We start from the raw sequence: 22,520 nt of genomic DNA, 5'->3' as shown, positions 1-22,520 counted from the left end.
GGGCTGCCTGCAAGGAACTTAGTAGACATCCTGGCTAATGCGGTGTGCCAGGTCGCTCGGCGCATAATCGTCGAGGTGGAAGACGTTCCACCCTTGATCTTCGAGCCACTCGTCACGTTCGGCGTTCTTGTCAATCAATACAGCCACGTATTCACTGCGCCAGGACAGGTCTATCTGCCACTGGTTCTCAAGGCCAGCATCCTGACCCCATTCAGCTACAGGAACGTCCGCGTCGGCGATCTCCTCAATCAGTTCGCGAAGTTTCGGTTCACCCAGATAGATGCTCTCCCATTTGCTGTCTTCGATTGCCGGAGGCACCACAATCCCCGTTTCTTCCGCCTGGTCACCTGTCTGGGGCCGGTGTCCTGAGCTCTCAGCCCACGCAAAGAACCCTTGTGCTTCCTGGCCTTGAATGCCGAACAGACAGGCACGATCCAGTTCACTGTTGAAGAGTTCACAGCTCGTTTCAGGCAACAGCACGCAACAGTGGCAAGCCGCCAAATTGCGCGCGTCGGTTCCTGAGCCCTGGGACTCTATGCAAACGGGGTCTGCCGAGCACCATGAGGTCCGTTCGATCCCCTCGGAGAGGGCCGCTCCGAGACGGTCGGCGTGTGCCTGGGCAGCGATGCCGCCCAGGCTGCCTGCGGAATCCGCTGTGGCCGTGTACAGGAGAACCCCGCACTGTTCTTCGCTGATGTAGATGCGTTCCCGGATTGACGACGCTGGATAGCCAGCATCCAGTGCCAATTGGTCGATGACCATGTGGGAAAGGGTATGGAGGAGAACCTGGACAATGTCGACAGGGACCGGTGTTGTATTACGTGCGGCCGCGGCCTGATCGGCATTGCGTTTCAGAATCTCATAGCGGGACCGCGCGAACTTGGTCGCGGCCCATGCGTCGACCTGTTCCCTGTCCAGGGCAATGAAAAGGCCCTCGCCGAGCGTTTCAATCGCCGGCAGCCAGTGCTGGACATTATCTTCCGGGTACAGCGGTGAGAGCTTGGCCTCGGGATTTTGTTCACGGGGAAACAACCTGCTGAACCCGTACAGCGCCCTAACTTCCCTGAGGCGCGTTACCTTCCGGACGGCCTGAATCCAAGCGCAATGTTTCTCAGGCACAGACATCACCTCGGCCACAAACTCGGAGTCCGGGTTGTCCTGGCGGCCGTTCATCAAGGCCAGGAATTCCTGCTCGCGCAGTTCCTTCTCGCTCAGTTCGTCCTCTTCGCCTCCGTGGAACTGGCGTTCGATCTCTGACCGAAGTTCCTTAAGGGAGAACCGCCCCTGGAATTCCTTGACGATGTCTTCAAGCAGGAACTCCGCGACCGGTTCGAGGATCTTTGGGTTGGAGAGCTGAGGCGCCCGCTGCGTCACGAGCCGGCTGAGGAACTCCGAGTACGGCGGGATGGAGATGGCGGACCGTACTGCGGGGAACCACACGTTAGAGGCACCGCGCTGCACCGTCTTGGGCTGCTTGTCACAGCCCTTCTCGCGGTAACCCCAGCCCAGCCACGGCCGGTTGCCTCCGCAGCGCATCTCCTTGAGCATAAGGGGGTTGAAGGCATCGGCCATTGAACGTGCCTTGCCGCAGGAACAACGAACGATGATGTCGGCGAGCGATGACGTCCGCCCCTCGGAGATCAGGCTCAGCTTATGGTTTTCGCGGTCTTCCGGATTGTAGCTGTGGACCCAGTATGCGTAGGGGAAATCATCCAGATGCCCGTTCTCGCAGGCGACGACGAAACGTGAGGGTGCCAGCTCGCCTTTCTTGGAGCAAAGGCCGCAGACCGGGTCGTCGTAACGGGACTTGAGCTCCCTGAGGTTCCCCAGCCGGTTGCAGCGTGGGCAGACCAGCATGTCCGGGAAACGCACCACTGGGATGTGTCCGCTCTTCCCTGACGGAGGAAGACACAGCTCATTGACCCTGAGGTTTCTGGCCAGCCGGGGTTCGGAAACCCGCTTGAGCCGCTTCTCGTCCCACTGGTCAGTGCTCGTGATCATGAAGCTGTTGTTTTCGGCGGGAAAGAGGCTTCCGACGCCGAAGGTGGAAATGAGCTGGGCACGACGGGCCGCATAGTTCGTCCGGGCCATCAGTTGCCGTCCTTTCGCTGGAATCCCGGTTCAGTAGCGGTTTTGCGCATGCGGGAGGGGCGCAGGGTTGTTTCGGCGTCGACGTCCCGCATGCTCGATGGCGTGGGCCACGGCACTGACGCCGTGGAGTAGGCAAATTCCGGGTCATCGAGGGCATCTGTAGCGTTCACCAACAAGGCACCTTGGGGGTTCCTGCGGTTGTCGTACACCAGCTGGTCATTGTTGTTGATCGCGGTGCGCCATGTGGTGAGAAGGGTTTCCAGCTCGTTCCCTGTCGCCGCGAGCTCACGCTCATCAACCTTCCTGACACGGTCCAGAACCACGTTGCGCACCTGGTCAATGACGGCGGAGGCATCGCGGGCGCTACTGGCGTCGGTGTTCGACCGCAGCTCAGGGGCCACCATACGCAAGGCGGAGACGAACATCGCATGAAGCGCCCGGTCGCGGGAGCGGGCTGCGAAGGGGGTGGCGCTCGTGGCTTCGACAGCCCTGTAGAGGGCTCCGTGGTAGTCGGTGAATCCTTCGAAGTGAGAGCGGTCACGGGTTTTTGCCGAATTGAAGATGGTCACGACCAACCCCGGATGCTTGCGCCCCACCCGGCTGGTGGCCTGGATATACTCGGCACTGGACTGGGGCTGTCCCATGACCGTCATTAGTCCAAGCCGGTCGACGTCGAGGCCGACTGAAATCATGTTCGTTGCAAGCACTACGTCTTGCGGTGTGAGCTGTCCACCAAGACGCTGTTCCAGCGCCTTAAGGGCGGCGGGTATCAGGTTGTTTTCGACGCGGCTGGACAACTCTGACAGCTGAACCTCCCGTGCGTTCTCCCGTCCCTCGCGGTGCGCCAGAAGCCGGAGCCGTGCAGCGACGTCGTCGTAGACCTGAAGGTGGGCGGAGCCGAGCACGCGCAGGCTGTTGAAGTATCCGATAAGAGTCCAGTACGGGTCGCGGTCCTCCTCCGTTGACTCAACAACCATGGCCGAATGAAGGAGCGAGGCATAGGTCCTCACCATGAGCGTGGCATGGCTGGTGCCTGCCGCCATAACGCCGACGTATTGGCGGGTACCTAGTTCATCGGCAGGAGCCTTCTCCGAGAAGAACGAGTCGTCGGGGCTGAGTCCCGGCGGGGGAAACAACTCCGATTCACGGTTGAAGACCGAGCGAATCTGGTCTCCTGCCCGCCTGATCGTCGCCGTCGAGGCGATGATTTTAGGACGCCGTTGACCATTGGAGGATTCGTTCAGTCGCAGGCGGCCGCCTGCTGCGAGATCGACCGCCGTCTCGAACAGCCCGACCGTGGAACCGAGGGGGCCGGAAATGAGGTGGAGTTCGTCCTGGATAATCAGATCCGGACCATGGTCATTTTTGTCCAGCCGGCCGAACATGGTTGAAATTTCGCCATTCCAAGCCATACGCGCAAACTTGTCGACAGTGCCGATGACCAGTTCCGGCCGTTCCCGGTATACGTCGGTATCTACAATGTGAACCGGAAGGCCTTCACGGAAATCGCACTCGTCATTCGGGCAGCGGACCTTCATCTGGTCCATTGGGGTCTTGTATACAACGTAGTTCTCGGGCCGGAGGCGGCTCCCGCACCATGGGCATGCTTCAATCTGGCAGGGGTTGCCCTCGACCACATTGTCGCCGCGCATCAGTTTGTTGAGGTTGGCCTTGGCGTCTTTGATGTTGTTCGGAGTAGCGCCGGAGCCAACCCAGAGGCCGATGCCGAAAGCTTCGTTGCCTAGACGCCCATCACTTGCGATGCGAACAGATTCCAGGGAGCAGATCAGCATGGCTGCTCGTTCGAACTGCTGGATGGTGAGCAGGCGTAAGGTGTAACGCATGATGACGGCCACCCCCTTGGCACCAGGGTCGCGCAGCCGCCTAAGCAGGATCAGGTACGCGATGAGACCAAGATAGGCCTCGGTCTTGCCCCCGCCGGTGGGAAACCAGAGCAGATCGGCAACGTCACGTTCCTTGTGGTTCCCATCTGTAACCGACGGCAGATTGATGAGGATGAAGGCAAGCTGGAACGGCCGCCAGGCCTGCTTGTCTTCCAACCCGAAGTCCTTGGCCCGGCCGCTGCGCACCCAGTCCTGGCGGGAGCGCTGCATGTGCATGGCCTGGTTGGCTAGCTGGAATGCCTCGAAGGCTTCATCGGAATCGCGCAGGGTTTGGATGCCGTTGCGGATTCTGGACAGCGCCTTGCTCGCATCGTCCATGTGGTCTTGCGCCACCTTACGGAGATGATCTGGGACGCCCGTGTCGGGAGCATCGATTGACGCCGTCTTGGACCGGATCCACCCTTCGTAGTCGGAGGCAAGGGCTTCGAGCTGCTGCAGGACCTCTTCGCGCGGGGCCGAGCCGAGGAAACCGAGCCGCAGGTTTGCAGCACTGCTTCCTGCCTTTGAACGATGGACATCGACGGTTGGTACAAACGTGGTCGAGACACGTCGGCACTTCGCCTCGTCAATGTCTTGGTCGTCAACGGTTACGGCACAACCGTGTCCGGCGGCAAAGATCATGTGCTCGCGGTAGATGAGCTCGGCCGAAGCCAGATCTGCGTCATTTGAAACCGTGGTTCGAAGTTTGGACCGATCAGTCAACGAGAAGTCCGGGCTTTCGACGGTGAGGCCAACCTGGAACCAACAGGCGATATCGCGGTCCGTGCCGGTAGGCGGTTTGGGCTTCCGATTCCGCAGTACAAGCGTCACCGAGGAAACGCCGTCCTGCCGCGGACGTACTAAGGTATATAGTTCAAGTCCTTCATCCACTTTGCGTGTGGAAGCACCGGTTTTCAGAGGAACCGTGATAGGCCGTTCTTCGAGTTCGATCCGACGCCAATCCGGGCTTAGCATCCGTTTGCCCGTTTCCAACGCGTCATTCTCGGCCGGTTCATAGCGGGCCGCGCGAGGCCTGACGATGAGCTCGTTGGTCAGGGAAAGGTCGACGGCAACTGTGAGCCCGATACTGCTGGGGAAGGCAAGACGAGCGTTGGCTACCGGGCTATCCGGTGCGGCCTCTCCGTTAGCTGCCGCAACTGACTCTGGGTCATCCGGAACCTCTTCGACAGACTCGTCCGCCGCCGGCCAGAGGATGCCGGTCACGTAGCGTTCCAGCGGTCGTTCGTTGATCACTTCATCCTGGGATCCCGGCCCGAAGAGATCCGTCTTGAGCCGGTCAATCATTTCACGGCGAAAGGCATATTTTGAGTCGAGGGTTTCCATCACTGCTCTTTCTTCCAAATGGGTCGAATCAAGCCTGTCAACCTGGGAACCAGCCACATACCGGAGGCTCCAATGCTGGCATCCATGGTTTCCTGAGGGTTTCCCGTCGCGCATTCCACCGAGGTGATGCGGGCACCCAAGAAGCTCTCGGGCCAGTTCCACTTCCGGCCGAGACGGAACGCTCTCCTGAGGTCCCAGCCAAATCCTTCTGCCGTACGGCCGACGGCATTGCCCGCCTCGTCGAAGAGGAAGTATCTCGCCGCGCTGCCATCTTGCACACTCGACTCATCCAGGACTCCGTGAATTGGTGTGCCGATGACGTCTTGTTCGCTTAGGCGCAACTGCACCTCCAGAGCTTCCTGGACTGAACGTCCGAAGGGCAGCTGATCGTCAATGTCTGCATTCAGGAATTCCATCCGCGCTGTATTCGAGCGTCCGCCATAAAAGCGCAGCTCGCTCCAGCGATTGCTAGTCCCCAAGGTCTTACACGCCTTTGTGGCACCCTTGGGAAACCCGGAAGAGATGAGCTGCTCACGAGCTCGGCTCAAAGCAACATACTTTTGCCTAAGCGTCGGCCAGGTTCGCTGCCCCGCTGGCGCCTTCGGTCCAGGCGGCAAATAGATGACGTTGGTGAACTCCAAGCCTTTGGACCGGTGTACAGTGGAAACTGTCAATGCGTGATGGTCGCTGACAGTCAGCGAGACAGGGACGGACAGATGCCTCAGGCGTTGGCCCAACAAGGCGACATTGAGCGAGCTGTGCGAGCGGAAATCACCTTCTGCCGTCTTGAGATCCCTCCATCGGTCCTCGACGGACTCGTCACCTAGCGCTGACAGTTTGTCGAGAATTACCTTCTCCGGATAGGACCGTGCTTCAAGGTTATGAAGAACGGTATGCACCCACGGAGCAACGCGCATGTCCTGGCTTCTGCGGCGGACAACATGGCTGATTCCCTCATTCCACAACAGCTCACTGGCAATCAAGACCTCGTAGTTCGTTGAAGTAAGAACGGCTGTAGTATCACCGTCGTCCGGCTCTAAGACACCTGCTTCATCCAAAAAGTTGCTGCTTGTGATGCTGCGTCGGAACCGGTCCAAAACTTCGTGGGCGCTCTCCACAACCTCCACGTCGCCGTCGCTCGGCCGAATCCTGCCCGCTATATCGATCAACGACCTCATCTGGCTGCTGGTCGCCCGATAATGGCCCTCCAGCTGCACGAGCTCTGGAGCGTAGTCATCAAAGAGACGTCGTCTGAACTCGGAGGACGTCATCTGTGAGACTGACTCGTCGAGCTGGAAGTCATAGATGCCCTGCAGCGGGTCACCCAGCACTGTGAAGCCTAGGTCATCGCCAAGGGCATCAAAGATCGCCAGAACCAGTTCGGCACGGTCCCCGACGACGTCCTGTGCTTCATCGATGAGAATGTGACGTACCGGCTCCAGCAAGGGAGGAAGGTCCCCGTCCCGTACGAGCTCGGTGGCCCGCCTAATCCGTTGTTCAAAACTGCCGGCCAGCGGATTGGCATCTGTGGCGCCGTCCAGCAGCAGACGGGCAGCCAGCGCATCGAACGTCAAGATGAGTACGCCGTCGAGCCCCTGTTGCAGAGAACGGCGACGTGCCGTTTCGACCGCTGCCCGGGAAAAGCTGAGTACTAGCACTTCATCTGCCGGATTCAGCCCGTCGGCCCTCAAGGAACGGATACGTTCCAGCAGTACCTCGGTCTTGCCCTGGCCAGCCGCAGCGACCACGAATCGTCGCTCTTCGGGCGCTGCGTGGGCTACGTCCTGCTGGCTTGGATCCAGCTCAATTTCAGACTGCATAGGACTCCGTACGGTTCCACAGGTAATCGAATTCGGTGTAGGCCAATGCGGTGCCGAATTGGTCCAGGTTGTCCTGAATGTTTACGACTAACACTTCCTCGCTGCCGCCGTTGGCCGGTCCGCGAAGGCCTCGTCCAACCATTTGAATGTACTTATTGGGAGAGAACGTCGGCCGGCACAGGTAAACGGCGTCTACCTTGGGGGCGTCAAAGCCCTGGCTGAGGACGTCGAAGTTGGTCAGGACCTTGAGCTCGCCCTTGCGGAAACGCTCGATCAGGCTGCGCCGATGCGCGGAACCGGTCCTGCCGGAGATCGAGGCAGCGGGAATGCCTGTCGCGCTGAGTACTGCTGCCAGAGCTTCCGCGTGGTCTACAGATGCAGCGAATACGAGAGCGTGCGCGATCGAATCCTGGTTATCGCTTAGATGCGCCAGAATTCTTTCGTTCCGCTCTGCACTCGCTGCAACGAGATCCAGGTCAACCCGCTGATCGAGCATTGCGTTGCGAGCATCGTCTTCCGGCAGATTCCGCTCCGAGGCCGTGTTGCGCTGCGTCAGCTTAATGCCTTCAAGCACTTCGTGCCGTACCCTGGCCAGCACGTCGATTCCTTGAAGATACTCATGGGCATCCTCAGCGGAGAACTCATTTGGTTCGATGAGGTTGGCTTCAAAGCGGTTGACCAGCCTCTCGGTTTCAATCTCATTGGTGCCCCGATAGGGGGTGGCCGACAGGCCGATCAGAGGACCGGCAGAATTGCGGGCCGAACGCTTCATCCACTTCAATACACCCGTGTAGCTCGTGGCGATGGCTCCGTGGGCTTCGTCGATAATCACGATATCCGGGTTGCTTAGCCACGAGTATTTAAGACCGCGAGGTTCGCCACGGTCGGCATCGTCAGCAATCCGCGACAACGTTTGAATGGTGGCGACGACGAGGTGAAGGCGGGTGTTCTCTTGTTGAGCTGAGTTTCCACCCCATAAACGGCTGACGGCCATCCGCTCGCCTTCCGGCCCAACAGCCTGCCATACGTTCGACCATGATTCGATGGCCTGTTCGCATAGCTCCTCAGAGTGGGCAATCCATACAACAAGCTGCGGCTTTGCCTGCACAGACAGATGTTCGATGACGCTTTGCGCCGCGACCCGTGTCTTGCCGGCCCCTGTGGGCAGCTGGACAACACCGCGGTGATGCTCCGTAGTTCCCGACAGAAGGGCTTTGAGTTTCTGGGAAGTCGATTTTTGGTAATCGTGAAGTTCCTTAAGCCTCACCGGCCCGACGATCTCCTCGCGTTGAGGCTTGCGGACCGATGGCTCGTTGATCAGCTCCGGCGAGAATCCGAGTTCGCGCAGGAAAGCGCGGGCATCACTCGTCTTTCCCTGGAAGATCTCCACGTTGCCGATGCCGGTCTCATTGAGCGCTGGTTCGAGCCGCTGCATCAGGTTTGTGCCGTAGAGGTTGCTGACCACATCGAAGATCAACTGATCAGTCAGAGTGAGCTGGCGCATCTGAAGCATCGCTTGCACTGGCTGCGGGATCAAACTTTCGAGGGCTTCCCGACCGACTAGCGCCATTAGTTTCTGCGCCGGGCCGTCTGCGTCACGGATTTTATCGACGAGCGCTTTTTGCTTGGCGTCGGCAATCAGCGACTTACGCTTGTCTTCGATCGCCTGTAAGGAGCGTGTTTCGTCGAAGGCGTCCAGAAGCCCTTGCAGTAGTTTTTTACGGGTCAGGGACTCGTCATAGTAGACGTAACCACTGTCCTTATCCCGAACGATTTGGAGGCTTTCAACGACCTTCTGGTCATCGACATTGTTACGTCGAACGCGTTCGATCGAGGTGCAAGGGATACAGAGTGTCGACCGCTTGACCTTGCTTGCACGGTCAATGAACGGAAAGAGCTCGTTCGCCGGTTGACGATCCGAATCCTTACTTTCGACTGTTCGCAGTTCGGTTTGCAACTCTACGGACACCGGAGTGAGGCCCCAGTGTTCGGCCAGTGCTGCGTTCAGTTCGCTGTGCCTGGTGTAGATTGATGCGTGGCGACCGCTGGCAGACAGATATTCATGGCTGCTGGCATCCTCGGCAACGTTAACGTCTTCTGAGCGATAGCGCGTCGTCTGACCTCGGCCATAGGCTACGAGGAGCTCCTTGGGTGCCCTCGCTCCATGCTTGGCCATGAGCCCATACAGGACGTGGACGTCGTCGAGGCACAACGTCTTTTCTGCGAGTGGAACGACATACTGCCACTGGATCGCGTCAACGGAATCCGGCAATGCTAGGGCTGCAGCTTCCTCCGCCCCGGGGTAGGGCAGGAAGGCCGACGGGAACCCATCGGGATCTCCGCTGCAGTACTTGGTTTCAACCCAACCCAAGGGCGTATTGAAAACACCGAAGTTCCTCACCCACCAAAGGTCCGGACCTTCGAGGGGGACGTCCCGCTTGTACGCCGACGAAAACTTGGCAACAGCCCGATACTGCGTGCGTCGCAACAACTCACGTGTGATCGTTTCCCGGGATTGAGCCGAGGCTATGCTGAGCTCCTGGAGCCGCTCGGTGTGCGGTACAACATTGAAATTGATGGAAGCAGCCGCGACGGGTTCGGGACTCTGTTCCGACTCTTTGGAAAGCCGCTGAGCTTCCGCATTTTTCCAAGATTCGTAGGCATCGCCTTTGTTCGAGGTGTGTTCAGGCAGGGTCTTGCGAATTCCGAGACGCTGGAAAAGGTCCAGATCTCGTGCATGGAACTGGGGATCTATGACGAGCGGGGCATCCTCAGGACGCTCATGGCTGAGGTACGGTCCGGACAGCCAGGCGGTGCCCAGCGGCTTCCACGATCCGCTTTGCCTCCTGACGAGGATTTTCGAAGCCTCTGTGTATTTCCCCAGTGCTTCGATCACGTCTGGCGCATTAAAGGTGCGCGCAACGCGCCAAAGCGATTGCGCCATCTCCGGATCCGAGTAGTCGTCAGCGACTGCCCGGGCAAGTTTGTTGATCTTGCCTATGCCGTCGAGGACCTCGAGCCCGAGTGCTCGGAGGTACACAGCGCATTGACCGTAGTGCAGGAGCTCGTAGGCGACAAGGGTCTCGCCGGCTTCGTCGCTGTCCGTGGGCAAGTCGAGCCGACCTGCGATCGGTGCTTCAATTCTTCCGTCGGCCATCAAGACGATGCGGCTTCGGCGCATCTCAGCAATGTGGTCAGGTTGGCGGCGATCGATCTCGGCAGCGATTTGCAATGCGTTTTCGTAGGATTGCAGGCTGCCTTCCTGCACAACTTCCTCAATCCATTCGGTGACTGAGGCGCGCTTCTTGTTGGCTTTGAACAATAGACGATTGAGGAGACCGTTGCGCTCCTTAGTGGCAAAAGCGCTCTTGTGAACCCAAGGTCGATCTGCTCCAACGGCCGCTTCCCACATAGCCTCGATTGCCATGGCTTCGGTCAGCTCCGGCTGGATACGCATGCTGGTAATAGTCTGAAGCGTTCCGGATCGGTCCGGTAGGAATGGAACGGAAGCCAATACAGTCATTATTGGATCGTAAATAACGCCATCTGCCCAGCTTCGCGTTTCTCGGTCGCGCGACGGAAGAACATCGAAATGGGCTGCTGGGTCGTTACCTGTACTCAGAAACGGCATGGCGCCAGCGACCATCCGAGGAACGGCCTGAGTCAGTATTTCCCTGTTGTAGAGAGTTTCCAACATGCTGACCCGGTCTTCGTTCATTTTGAAGGCCGCATTGATAATGCCGCGGAGCGAAGTCCTGTGCTGGGTCGGGAAGTAATTCCAGAAGGTGCCAAGTTGGCGCCTGGACTTGATATCCAGCGGCACAGCCCAGCTTACCGGGACTTCACGGCGTGCAAAGATGCTACCCGCATCTGCGGCCGCGGTCTCCGAGACCGTGTGCACGTGCTCAAGCAGTAGCCATTCCTCGGTTGCTCCCTCGCTGGAGAGAGTGATTCGCTGGCCGGTCCGTTCCGACGTCCAGGCAGTTGATATTTGCTTTACACGGTCCTCAAACCGCAGTTCATGAATGTCAGGGGAGAAAAGCAGGAAATGATGTGGGAACGATGCAAGTTCGTCATGTAGCCACGACGCGTTGCCACGCAGGGGAAGTCGGACTACCGTCGTAGCCCATGACATGAGGGAGGCAAGCTCGTTGTCATTCTCCGCCTCGGCGCTAGCGTCAATCGGTTCGGCGAGACGCAGGACGGGATAGTTGACCAACCCTGGTAAGACGGATTCCAGCAACTGCTGGCTCCGTTGCCTGCTCCAGGAAACCGAGCCGGAGCGACTGAAGATCTGCGGCGTGTCCGAAACCTGCAGCACGGATTTGAAGCCCAAGCCGAATCGTCCGATTTGGTCATCGCGCTTGTCCGAGGAGTGGGACAGCATTAGTGTCTGATAGCCGCTGCTAGTGAACGGCGCTCCTTCGTTGGCGCAATACAAGGCGTCGTTTGTGAGTACGACTGCGATACGTCCGCCGTGGCCACGCATCGCGTCTGCCGCATTCTGGATTAGTTCATTGAGCTGCTTCCGGCCGTATCCGCTTTGCGAGATGGATTGCTCTATGTTGCTGTGTTCGCGCACCAGATCCGGCCGCACGCGATACGCCTCAAGAGCGGATTGTGCGTCTGTACGAATAAACTTTGCTATCGTTCCGTCAATTCCGGCCCATTGCTCTAGCATGGTTGCCCCCAACCTTTACGACTTCAGCGTCTGCTGTCCCTACATATCTACTCGTCGTCACTGACAAGATTCACATGTGGGGCGGGGTACGCCTACCCCAACAGCTTAAAGGATTATTTCACATAAGGGAGCAAACTACTGGCAATAGCTTGACCCAGCCAACGTGGTACAGCGTTTCCTATTTGCTTTGCGATCGCGGTTTTTGATCCAACCCAACGGTGTTCATCATGGAAACCTTGCAAACGAGCTGCCTCTAGGTGGGTAATGGCCCTGTCTGCCTCTGGGTGCAAATAGCGCCCCTTCTCTGGCTTAAAGAACTCCGTCCGTATAGTTACAGAAGGTTTGTCCCAGTGAAGTCGTCCCATTACATCGCCAGAACCTGACAAGTGACCCAACCAGCATGTGGCTTTGAGGTCATCCGGCAGGTCCATCCGGTTCCCTCCGGGAGGGATCGCGGCGAATCGCTTTAGGGAAATGGCTCTGTAATCCCGGTCTAGATGAAGGTCTATCGTCCTAAAGGGGCCAGGCATAGGACGAGTGGCAGTCTGGATTCGGGCAGGCCCGAGTTCTCGGCCGTCAGGCAGGAAATCTATACCTTCAAGCGCGTCACGGACTGTCCGGTGTCTACCAACGTGAGTCGGCGTCGGAAAGACGGGTTTCTCCATGTCTCTCCGATGGCCGATGAGAATAGCCCGCTTACGAGCTTGAGGCGCGCCGAAATCAGCAGCATTAAGGATCTGCCACTCAAAGGCGTAATCCGCTAGCAGGCCAGTAGGTGAGGTGGCCTCGTGAAAGTCGAGAAGCTGCTTGGACTTAACGAATGTCGCAACGTTTTCGACGACAAAGTACTTGGGTTGGGCTTTGGCTAGCGTCTGCGCGTATTGCTGCCAAAGCTGATTGCGTTCATCATTCTCATCGCGTTTCCCAAGGAGGGAAAACCCCTGGCATGGTGGGCCACCAATGACGATGTCGACCTGGGGCGTTTGCTCTTCATGAAGCCAGTCCTGAATTGGGCCTGCGTATACTTTCTGTCCGTATGTCGCGGCAAAAGACGCAGCAGCCGCAGCATCAAACTCAACGGCTCGCTTGGTCACGAAGCGGTCATCGGCGGCATAAAAGCCGTTCGTCAGTCCGCCAGCACCGGCGAACAGATCGAGCATGGTTATGGAAGACGCTGAGATATCGCGTTCGTATGGGGCGCGAGATAAGCCGCTCATTTTTGTTACAGGACCTCCGGTGGGCACACGCCCTGTAGTCATGGGCGGTGTTGCTGTCGTCGTCTCACTTTAGCGTCTGGCCCTGACAGGTATGGCCACGACATCCCAATCCGATATCTCCTCTAGTTGCCTGTCAATCCTGTCAAAATGACAACCATGGCGAGGCCTTTTACTCTGATTCAGCTGCGGTACTTCGCGGTGGTGGCGGAGACGGAGAACATGACGGCGGCGGCGCAGCGGCTGCGGATTACGCAGTCGGCGCTGTCGAATGCGATTTCGCAGCTGGAGCAGGAGCTGGAGGTGCAGCTGTTCATCCGGCTGCCTCAGCGGGGGTTGAAGCTGAGCCCGGCGGGGCGGGAGTTCGCAAAGGAGCTACCGGCGTTCCTGGAGCATGCTGATTCGCTGTACGAGTCGGCGCGGGGGATGTCGGAGAACCTGACGGGCGAGCTGACGGTGGGGCTGTTCGCGCCGCTGGCTCCGTTCCGGGCGCCGGTGATCCTGCAGGCGTTCGAGCAGCAGTACCCGGATGTGCGGGTGTCCTTCCTCGAGGGCGACCAGGAGTTCCTGCGCCGTTCCTTGCTCGAGGGACGCTGCGAGGTCTCGCTGATGTACACGCTCGGGCTGCTGGATGGAGTGAGCACGCAGCTCGTGGAGCGGGTGCCGCCGCACGTGCTGGTGCACGAGGGGCATCCGCTGGCGGCGGATCCTGAGGGAGAAGTGGCGCTGCGGGACCTTCAGGAAGAGCCGATGATCCTGCTCGATCTGCCGCACACCCGGGAGTACTACCTGCAGCTGTTCCAGATCGCCGGCATCACTCCGAACATCCGGCACCGGGTGACGGGTTATGAGACCGTGCGGTCCTTTGTGGCCCGCGGGCACGGCTACTCGGTGCTGAACCAGCGGCTGCACCACAACCTGACGTACTCCGGCGGGAAGGTGGTGCCGCTGCGGCTGGTGGACGAGCTGCCGGGGATCGAGGTCGTCATTGCCCGCCCGGAGGGGCTGCGCCCGACCAGGCGGGCCCTGGCCTTCGAGGCGATCTGCAAGAAGCTCTACGGCGCGGACCGGTAGGGGAGATGACCACCTAAGGGTGGTGCCGCCGTCGTTCTTCGAATAGAAGGAATCGATGGCGACTGGAGAAATTATCAATTGGACAGCTGTGAGCGCGGTCACAGAGACTGGGGTGCATTCCCGAAGGGCCGGGCCGGTGGTGATGGTGTTCCCGTGAAGATACGGGGCAGGAGCCGCGGTTCGGCCAACGCAACCAGGAGGAACTGCATTGCGACAGAACCTGCCATGTTTCCGTTCGATTACCGGAGGCCCCATTGAACCGGGTCCGGCCCGAAACCTTTCCCGCCCGAACGCTTTACACCGCCGTAACGCCGGGCAACTGAACCGCAATTCCGCCTCCGTAGGTTGGCAGTCATGACGACCAACGAGACCCAGATGCGGCAGGGAGCCGCCAGCGCCACGGCGTTCGCACAGTCCAACAAGACCTCCGGCATGCAGAAGCGCGTGCTCGCCGGCGGCAGTGTTGGCCAGTTCATCGAGTTCTACGATTTCGCGCTCTACGGCCTGTCCGCCGTGACGCTCTCGCAGCTGTTCTTCCCGAGCGAGAATGCGTTGGTCGGGCTGCTGGCCACGTTCGCGACGTTCGGCGTCGCGTTCATCGCGCGGCCGATCGGCGGCCTGTTCTTCGGGCAGCTGGGCGACAAGCTCGGCCGGCGCAAGGTCCTCTACATCACGCTGGTGACGATCGGCGGGGCGACGGCGGCGATCGGCCTGCTGCCGCCGTATGCGGCGATCGGTGCGCTGGCTCCGGCGCTGCTGGTGCTGTGCCGGCTGCTGCAGGGCTTCTCGGCCGGCGGCGAATCGGTGGGCGCTCCCGCGTTCGTGTTCGAACATGCGCCGGTGCACCGCCGCGGCTTCTGGCTCAACATCACGCTGGCGGCCACCGCGCTGCCGTCCGTGGTGGCGGGCGCGATGATCCTGATCCTCAGCCAGAGCATGTCGGACGAGGCGTTCTTCGCCTGGGGCTGGCGGATTCCGTTCCTGCTGGCGCTGCCGCTGTCCCTGTTCGGCGTGTGGATCCGCTCCAAGACGGAGGAGTCCGAGGCGTTCAAGCAGGTGGCGGCGAAGGCCGACCAGAAGGAGTACAGCCCGATCCGCGACGCGTTCCGCGAGAACAAGGTGCGGATGCTGCAGGTCATCTTCGTGATGGGCATGACCGCGATGGGCTTCTACTTCCTGACCGGCTACTTCGTGGGCTACGTGCAGACCACCGGCAACCTCAGCCGCGAGGCGTCCCTGCTGGCCAACGCGGTGGCGATGCTGACCTACGCGCTGCTGCTGCCGATCGGCGGGATCATCGGCGACAAGGTGGGCCGCAAGCCGATGCTGATTGCCGGCTCGGCTGCGATCGCGCTGCTGGCGTTCCCGTGCTTCATGCTGGTGACCAGCGGCTCGCTGGGCCTGGCGATCCTGGGACAGCTGCTCTTCGTGCTGCCGCTGTGCATCTACGGCGGCGGCTGCTACACCTTCTTCGTCGAGATCTTCAGCACCAAGACCCGCTTCACCTCGGCCGCGGTCAGCTACAACGTGGGCTACGCGCTCTTCGGCGGCACCGCCCCGTTCATCGGCACGGCGCTGGTCAACGCCACCGGCGTCTCGTACTCGCCGGCCTACTGGCTCTGCGGGGCGGCGGTGATCGTGTTCCTGCTGCTGACGCTGACCAAGGTGCCGGAGACCCGCGGCCGTTTGGGCTAAAGGAGGACGACGGCGGGAGCCTGCCTTCCGCCGTCGTACTTTCCGTACCTTTCTTGCTACTTTCGCCGGCCGCCGCTGCCGGCCCCGCACCACGTTGAGAACCAGGAGTACTCCGCCATGTCCGCTGACGCCTTCCTGAAGGATTTCCACCACGTCGCCACGATCGGCGCCACGCCCAACAACGGCGTGGACCGGCAGGCGGCCACCGAGGAGGACCGCCGGACCCGCGACTGGTTCGCCGGGTTCGCCGACGAGCGCGGCTGGGAGGTCCGGGTGGACGCGATCGGCAACATGTTCGCGCTGCTCGAGTTCCGGCCCGGCGCGAAGTACGTGGTGGTCGGCTCGCACCTGGACAGCCAGCCGCTGGGCGGGCGGTTCGACGGGGCGTACGGCGTGCTCGCCGGGCTGCACGCGGCGGCGCGTCTTGAGGATGAGGTGCGGGCCGGCGGGGAGCTGCCGCCGTTCAACCTGGCGGTGGTCAACTGGTTCAACGAGGAGGGCGGGCGGTTCGCGCCGTCCATCATGGGCAGCTCGGTGTTCGCCGGGATCATGGACCGGGAGAAGATGCTGGAGGTGAAGGACCTGCAGGGCGTGTCCGTGCGGGAGGCGCTCGCGGGGATCGGGTACCTGGGCTCCGACGCCGGGCCGGAGCCGGTGAGCTACGCGGAGATCCACATTGAGCAGGGCCGCATCCTGGAGCGCGAGGGGCTGGCCCTGGGTGCAGTGGATTCGAGCTGGTACACGCAGAAGCTGGACATCGAGGTGCTCGGCGAGCAGTCCCACACGGGGGCGACGGCGATGGCTGACCGGCACGATGCGCTGGTGGCGGCGTCGAAGATCGTGCTGATGGTGCACGACGTGACCGGCGACTTCGAGGAGGAGGCGCTGGTGTCCTCGGTGGGGCAGCTGACGCTGGAGCCGAACTCGCCGATCGTGGTGCCGCGGCGGGTGCACCTGGTGGCTGACCTGCGGTCGAACTCGCAGTCGATTGTGGAGGCCGCCCGGGATTCGCTGCTGCGGGACATCGCGGCGCTGGCCGAGGAGCACGACATCCGGATCAACGTGAAGGACTTCGACATCCGCGCCAACCAGTACTACCCGGAGTCCGGCGTGGAGCTGACCGAGAAGGTCGCGGCGGAGCTGGGGCTGGGCGTGCGGCGGATGCAGACCATGGCCGGGCACGACTCAGTGGCCATGAACCGGATTGTGCCGTCGGTGATGATGTTCATTCCGTCGGTGGACGGGGTCAGCCACTGCGAGCGGGAGTTCAGCACGGACGAGGACATGGTGGCGGGCGTGGAGGCGCTGACGGCGGTGGCGCGCGAGCTGGTGTTCGGGGCGCTGGTCGATGATCGTGTTGCCGCGGCCGCCACGGCCGAGGCAGGTGCGTGATGACGAAGCTGCACTATCTATCCGCCGTCGAAGCCCTCCGCCTCTTCCGCTCCCGCGAGCTGTCGCCGGTGGAGCTGCTGCAGGCCGTCACTGACCGTGCGGCCGAGGTGAATGGCACGGTCAACGCCTTCACGGAGCAGCTGCAGGACGAGGCAATGGCCGCGGCCCGTACTGCCGAGCAGCGCTATCTGCGGGGTGATTACGACGACGGCGCCCTGTCGTCCACTGGCAGGGCCGGCTCCGCTGCTGCGCAATCCGCCGCCGTCTCCGCCTTGCTGGGCCTGCCGGTCGCGACGAAGGAGAAGCACTCGATCGCCGGGCGTTCGCTGAGCCAGGGGCTGCTGGCCTGCTCTGACGATGTCGCCGCCGTCGACCACCCCGTGGTGGAGCGGATCCAGGCCGCCGGCGGAATCATCCACGCGCGCACGACGTCGCCCGAGTTCAGCTGCGCGACCGTCACGCACAGCCCGATGTGGGGCGTCACCCGGAACCCGTGGAATCCGGAATGCTCGCCCGGCGGCTCATCGGGCGGGGCCGGCGCCGCGCTCGCCGCCGGCATGACTACCTTGGCCACCGCCTCGGACATTGCGGGATCGACCCGGCTTCCGGCGTCGTTCACCGGAAACGTCGGCTACAAGGCGCCGTACGGGCGGATCCCGGGGATGCCGCCGCTCTCCGCCGACTGGTACCGCGGCGACGGGCCGATGGCGCGGACCGTGGCGGACACGGCGCTGCTGGCGAACGTGATGGCCGGCCCGCACCCGCTGGACCACACCTCCGTTGGTCCGGCCGCGCCGCTGCCGCTGGAGTACGACGGCGTCGAGGGGATGCGCATAGCGCTGTGCATCCGCTTGGGCGACTACCCGGTGATGCCCGACGTCGAGGCCAACACGCGGGCCGTTGCCGCCGCGCTCGAGGCGGCCGGCGCCGTCGTCGAGGAGATCGAGCTGCCGTGGACGAGCCGCGGGATCAGCGAGACCATCTTCACGCACTTCGGTCACATCCTCGGCCCGGCGATGGAGGCCGCCACCGCCGGGAGCGAGGACCGGCTCGCGGCGTACACCCGGCGGTTCATCGCCGACGCGCGCGCTGCCGCGTCGCGCCACACGCTCCTAGAAGGGCTGACGGCCGAGGCCCGGATCCAAACGCAGCTCGCCGAGGCCATGGCCGGCTTTGATGCCCTCGTCTGCCCGGCCTCCGCCGTGTCCGCGCTGAAGGCCGACGAGGATTACCTGGACGGGATCGACGTCGGGGGAGTGAGGCTGCAGCACTACTGGGAGGCGCACATGACCGCACCCTTCAACATCAACAACCGCTGCCCGGTGCTCGCCGTGCCCAGCGGCCTCGCCGACGTCGGCATCCCCACCGGCGTGCAGATCGTCGGTCACCCCTTCGACGACCACACCGTCTTCCGCATCGGCGCCGCCGTCGAGCAGGCCAGGCCGTGGGCGGACATGACGCCGCCGCTCTAGGGCCGGCCTGTTCGGCATTCGCCGGACCGAGGTGCGCGGCCTGGTCCGGCATCTGTTGGCCCGAAACGACCCCTTTAGGCGCTGTAAACGAGCCTTTTCGGGCCAATCGTTTGAACAGGCGGGGCTGAGGCTCGTGGTTCGGGAAGGCGGGTGCTGAGGCGCGGGATTCGGGAAGGCGGGTGCTGAGGCGCGTGGTTCGGGAAGGCGGGTGCTGAGGGGCGGGGGATGAGCAGGCGGGACTTGGTGCCGGGGTTGAGCAGGCGGGTGCGGGCAGGCGGGTCAGGCCTGGGCCATGGCTTGCTGGGCTTCGGCGGGGTCGACGAGTTGTTCGGCGATGAGCCAGGTGATGGCGTGGTTGCGCATGCGCTTCTGATGGAAGGTGTACCAGTCGTCGCGAACCTTGGGGTAGTGGTAGACGGCGTCTTTGAAGCGGCGGTAGGGCCGCTTCCCTTCGATGGCGTGGTGCAGGGCGGCACGGACCTGCTCGTCGTCGAGGGTGGCGATGAAGTCGCGCATGTCGCGGTAGCCGCGCTGGGGATCGTCCGGGGGGATGGGGACGGCGCCGTGGCCGTCGAGGTCCCAGCTGGGGAGGGAGTTGCCGGCATCGTCGCTGGTCATTTCGACCTGGCCGGTGCTGGGATCGAGCCACCATTGGGCTTCGAAGGTGTCGCTGATTTCCATGGCCGTAATCAGCATGTCCATGTCGATGGCGCCGATGCTGAGCATGACTGCCTCCAGGGGCGGCGTTAGGTCGGGGATGAGATTAAGCGTAGTCCTGCACGCCGGATCTGGCACCGGCCCGCACAGCTTCCGCTTCTGCCGGTAGCGTGGCAGGCAGGTGGCAGCGGCCGGCCGATGCCGCCCCGCAGGAAAGGTACTGCGGCGCGCTACGGCGACGTCCGGCGTCGTTGTTTTCCCTGTGCGCAGCGCCACTATTTGCTGTGCTATCTTAGTCCAGATAAATCTGATTTATTGTCGGCTGGGCCACTCGAAATCAGATGTGAAGATGCGTCTGAGGAGTTTCCCATGGCAGAGCAGAACCTGCCCCCGGTTGTCGTGATGGGTGTGCAAGGATCCGGGAAGTCGACGGCCGGCCGGGCCATCGGCGCGCGCCTGGGCCTGCCTTTCATCGACGGCGACGACCTGCACCCGCTGGCCAACAAGCAGAAGATGGCCGCCGGCAACCCGCTGACCGACGAGGACCGCGAGCCGTGGCTGTCCATTATCGGCCGCAGCCTGGCCGAGGGGCTCGAGCACGGGGAAGCGCGGGTGATCGCCTGCTCCGCGCTGAAGCGCCGCTACCGGGACCTGATCCGCTCCTTCGCGCCGGCGGTCCGCTTTGTCCACCTCGCGGGCGAGCAGGACCTGATTGCGGACCGGCTCACCGGGCGCAACCACGAGTACATGCCGCCGGCGCTGTTGGACTCGCAGTTCCAGACGCTGGAGCCGCTGGAGGCCGACGAAGCGGGCATCGTCCTTGACATCACGCTTTCCCCCCAAGACATCGCTGAGGCCGTGGCCGACGCGCTCGCCGGCGGCCGCTAAGCCGCCGGCAGTTTCCCCACCCCTGATAGGACAAAGATGACCGACCTCGAACTCAACTGGACGTTGAGTACGCCGGCCCTGCTGGGCGTCGCCGCCGCGGCGATCGCGGCGCTGCTGGTGCTGATTATCCGCTTCCGCGTGCACGCGTTCCTCGCGCTGATCCTGGTCAGCCTGCTGACCGCCGTCGCGACCGGCATCGGTGCCGCCGACATTGTGCCGACGCTACTGCTCGGCTTCGGCACGACGCTGGGCAGCGTAGCGCTGCTGGTGGGCCTCGGCGCGATGCTGGGGCGCATGCTGGAAGTCTCCGGCGGCGCCGACGTGCTGACGAACGCGCTGATCCGCCGCTTCGGCGAGAAGCGTGCCCCGCTGGCGCTGTCCGTGGCGTCGCTGCTGTTCGGCTTCCCGATCTTCTTCGACGCCGGCCTGGTGGTCATGCTGCCGATCATCTTCACGGTGGCCCGCCGACTGGGCGGATCGCTGCTGCTCTACGCGTTCCCCGCCGCCTCGGCGTTCTCGGTGATGCACATCTTCGTGCCGCCGCACCCGGGCCCGGTCGCCGCGACCGGTCTGCTCGGCGCCGACGTCGGACTGGTCCTGGTCCTCGGCCTGATCGTCGCGCTGCCGACCTGGTACATCGTCGGCTACCTGTTCGGTACCTTCCTGGGCCGCAAGTTCGACATTCCCGTGCCGGACATCCTGGACGCGCCGCAGGGCTCGGCCGAGTCCGAGTTCAAGTCCTCGCCCAAGCTGGGCACCATCTTCTTCCTCCTGCTGCTGCCGCTGGTGCTGATCTTCATGAACACCGGCCTGAACATGCTGGCCACCGCGGGGGCCGTCTCGCTGGAGGACACCTGGGTCCAGATCCTGCGCACGCTCGGCGAAACCCCGGTGGCGCTGCTGATCACCGTCTTCGCGGCGATGTGGATGCTCGGCCACCGCCAGGGCAAGCCGCACAGCCTCACGGAGACCGTGGTGGACAGCGCGCTCGGCCCGGTCTGCTCGATCATCCTGATCACCGGCGCCGGCGGCATGTTCGGCGGCGTCCTGCGCGCCAGCGGCATCGGCAACGCGCTGGCGGAATCGCTGGACGCCATCGGCCTGCCGGTCATCGTGGCCGGCTTCGTGATCGCCGCGATCGTCCGCGTCGCCCAGGGCTCGGCCACGGTCGCGCTGACCACGGCCGCCGCGCTGGTCCAGCCGGTGGTGGCGGGCAACCCCAGCTACAACCCGGTGGAGCTCGCCGCGATCGTGCTGGCGCTGGCCGCGGGCTCCGTGTTCGCGGGCCACGTGAACGACTCCGGCTTCTGGCTGGTCAGCCGCTTCTTCGGCATGGACACCAAGACCACGCTGAAGACGTGGACGGTGGGCCAGGCGCTGATCGGCGTGATCGGCTTCGTTATCGCGCTCGGCATCTTCCTGGTCGCCACATCCTTCTAGCACCTGAAGCACTACTAGCACCGGGAGCGGGGACGGCGCCGTCGTCCCCGCTCCGCAAGGAACCACCATGCCTGTGAACATGTTCGACATCTCCGGCCGCGTCGCCCTGGTGACCGGCTCCAGCCGCGGCATCGGCAACGCCATCGCCCGGGGCCTGGCCGCCGCGGGCGCCATCGTTGTGCTCAACGGGCTGGACCCGGTCCGGCTGGAGGGCGCCCGCGCGAAGCTGGCCGCGGAGTTCGGCGAGGAGCGGATCTTCGCCAAGGGCTTCGACGTCACCGACGCGGAAGCCACGGCCGACGGCGTTGCCTGGGTCGAGCGCGAGGTCGGACCGCTGCGGATCCTCGTCAACAATGCGGGAGTCCAGCACCGCGTCCCGATGCTGGACCTGGACGTGGCGGACTGGGAGCGGGTGCTGCGCACCAACCTGACCAGCGCGTTCCTGGTCGGGCGCGAGGCCGCGCGGCACATGATCCCGCGCGGCGAGGGCAAGATCATCAACATCGCCTCGGTACAGACGGACCTGGCCCGGCCGACGATCGCCCCGTACACCGCTTCCAAGGGCGGCATCCGCAACCTGACCCGGGCGATGACCGCCGAGTGGGCCGCCTCCGGCCTGCAGATCAACGCGATCGCCCCCGGCTACATCCACACCGAGATGACACAGAACCTGGTCGACGACGAGGCCTTCAACAACTGGATCCTCGGCCGCACGCCGGCGCACCGCTGGGGCACGGTCGAAGACATCATCGGCCCGGCCCTGTGGCTGGCCTCGGACGCCGCCAACTTCGTCAACGGCCAGGTCGTCTTCATCGACGGCGGCATGACCACCGTTGTCTGAGCCTGCAGAACCACAAGGAGCCTCCGAG

13 protein-coding genes are annotated in these 22,520 nt (G+C 62.6%); 7 read left to right on the top strand and 6 right to left on the bottom strand.

Annotated features, from left to right (window positions below; genetic code table 11):
• Positions 1-18: 18 nt before the first annotated feature.
• From drmB to AHIS1636_RS01785, 5 genes are all read right to left on the bottom strand, one after another.
• Positions 19-2,091, bottom strand: coding sequence for an MrfA Zn-binding domain-containing protein (gene drmB, locus AHIS1636_RS01805; protein WP_264794088.1), 2,073 nt, complete (start codon positions 2,089-2,091; stop codon positions 19-21).
• Positions 2,091-5,318 (bottom strand): helicase-related protein, encoded by a 3,228-nt coding sequence (locus AHIS1636_RS01800; RefSeq protein WP_264794087.1) that lies wholly within the window; start codon positions 5,316-5,318, stop codon positions 2,091-2,093. Before AHIS1636_RS01800 ends, drmB begins: the two co-directional genes overlap by 1 nt.
• Complete coding sequence (locus AHIS1636_RS01795; RefSeq protein WP_264794086.1) at positions 5,318-7,138, bottom strand: UvrD-helicase domain-containing protein; 1,821 nt, start codon at positions 7,136-7,138, stop codon at positions 5,318-5,320. The genes AHIS1636_RS01800 and AHIS1636_RS01795 overlap by 1 nt, the downstream gene beginning before the upstream one ends.
• Positions 7,128-11,819, bottom strand: a complete 4,692-nt coding sequence (locus tag AHIS1636_RS01790; protein WP_264794085.1) for a DEAD/DEAH box helicase — start codon at positions 11,817-11,819, stop codon at positions 7,128-7,130. The genes AHIS1636_RS01795 and AHIS1636_RS01790 overlap by 11 nt, the downstream gene beginning before the upstream one ends.
• A 113-nt stretch (positions 11,820-11,932) precedes the next feature.
• Complete coding sequence (locus tag AHIS1636_RS01785) at positions 11,933-12,979, bottom strand: DNA cytosine methyltransferase (protein ID WP_264794084.1); 1,047 nt, start codon at positions 12,977-12,979, stop codon at positions 11,933-11,935.
• A 213-nt stretch (positions 12,980-13,192) separates the two neighbouring features.
• Between AHIS1636_RS01785 and AHIS1636_RS01780 the strand changes: the two genes are divergently transcribed.
• The 4 genes from AHIS1636_RS01780 to AHIS1636_RS01765 all read left to right on the top strand — a co-directional run bounded on the left by AHIS1636_RS01780 (position 13,193) and on the right by AHIS1636_RS01765 (position 18,666).
• Entirely contained in the window at positions 13,193-14,107 is a 915-nt protein-coding gene (locus tag AHIS1636_RS01780) for a LysR family transcriptional regulator (protein WP_264794083.1), read from the top strand.
• A gap of 354 nt (positions 14,108-14,461) precedes the next feature.
• Positions 14,462-15,802: an MFS transporter gene (locus tag AHIS1636_RS01775; RefSeq protein ID WP_264794082.1), complete on the top strand. Its 1,341-nt coding sequence runs from the start codon at positions 14,462-14,464 to the stop codon at positions 15,800-15,802.
• Positions 15,803-15,877: 75 nt separating this feature from the next.
• Positions 15,878-17,194 (top strand): M20 family metallo-hydrolase, encoded by a 1,317-nt coding sequence (locus AHIS1636_RS01770; protein WP_264794179.1) that lies wholly within the window; start codon positions 15,878-15,880, stop codon positions 17,192-17,194.
• The gene (locus tag AHIS1636_RS01765) at positions 17,194-18,666 is read left to right on the top strand and encodes an amidase (RefSeq protein WP_264794081.1); all 1,473 of its coding nucleotides are present in this window, start codon (positions 17,194-17,196) and stop codon (positions 18,664-18,666) included. The genes AHIS1636_RS01770 and AHIS1636_RS01765 overlap by 1 nt, the downstream gene beginning before the upstream one ends.
• A 279-nt stretch (positions 18,667-18,945) precedes the next feature.
• On the opposite strand, the gene AHIS1636_RS01760 is transcribed toward AHIS1636_RS01765, so the two are convergent.
• Positions 18,946-19,392, bottom strand: coding sequence for a UPF0158 family protein (locus AHIS1636_RS01760; RefSeq protein WP_264794080.1), 447 nt, complete (start codon positions 19,390-19,392; stop codon positions 18,946-18,948).
• Positions 19,393-19,692: 300 nt separating this feature from the next.
• Between AHIS1636_RS01760 and AHIS1636_RS01755 the strand changes: the two genes are divergently transcribed.
• The 3 genes from AHIS1636_RS01755 to AHIS1636_RS01745 all read left to right on the top strand — a co-directional run bounded on the left by AHIS1636_RS01755 (position 19,693) and on the right by AHIS1636_RS01745 (position 22,492).
• The gene (locus AHIS1636_RS01755) at positions 19,693-20,211 is read left to right on the top strand and encodes a gluconokinase (protein WP_264794079.1); all 519 of its coding nucleotides are present in this window, start codon (positions 19,693-19,695) and stop codon (positions 20,209-20,211) included.
• Positions 20,212-20,247: 36 nt separating this feature from the next.
• The gene (locus AHIS1636_RS01750) at positions 20,248-21,651 is read left to right on the top strand and encodes a GntP family permease (protein WP_264794078.1); all 1,404 of its coding nucleotides are present in this window, start codon (positions 20,248-20,250) and stop codon (positions 21,649-21,651) included.
• A 67-nt stretch (positions 21,652-21,718) separates the two neighbouring features.
• Positions 21,719-22,492 carry an SDR family oxidoreductase gene (locus AHIS1636_RS01745; protein WP_264794077.1) on the top strand — a complete coding sequence of 258 codons (774 nt, stop codon included), beginning with the start codon at positions 21,719-21,721 and terminating at the stop codon, positions 22,490-22,492.
• Positions 22,493-22,520 lie beyond the last annotated feature (28 nt).

The sequence above is a fragment of the Arthrobacter mangrovi genome, assembly GCF_026011795.1.
Lineage (GTDB): Bacteria > Actinomycetota > Actinomycetes > Actinomycetales > Micrococcaceae > Crystallibacter > Crystallibacter mangrovi.
Note: the sequence above shows the minus strand (reverse complement) of the source record. Positions and strands in the feature narration are given on the sequence as shown.